Below are 231 nucleotides of genomic sequence, written 5' to 3' on the forward strand. Positions count from 1 at the left end.
AAGTGCAAGAACGTTTGCAGCTTGAAGGACTGCGTGTAGAACTAGACAGTCGTGATGATAAAATAGGATACAAAATTAGAGAAGCGCAAATGCAAAAGATTCCGTACATGCTAGTTGACGGTGATCAAGAAGCAGAAAATGGCGCGGTCAATGTAAGAAAATATGGGGAACAAGATTCAGAAACAATGGACCCCGAAGCTTTTGTGAAACATGGAGTCGCAGAAGCAAAAA

Annotated in this window: 1 protein-coding gene; it reads left to right on the top strand. The window is 41.6% G+C overall.

Annotation, left to right across the window (positions count from 1 at the left end; genetic code table 11):
- Positions 1-231 (top strand): His/Gly/Thr/Pro-type tRNA ligase C-terminal domain-containing protein (locus KVT11_RS20770; RefSeq protein WP_254636548.1); only part of this gene is annotated, 231 nt, incomplete at both ends.

The sequence above is a fragment of the Bacillus sp. GbtcB10 genome (assembly GCF_019091365.1).
GTDB classification, from domain to species: Bacteria; Bacillota; Bacilli; order Bacillales; family Bacillaceae; genus Bacillus; species Bacillus altitudinis.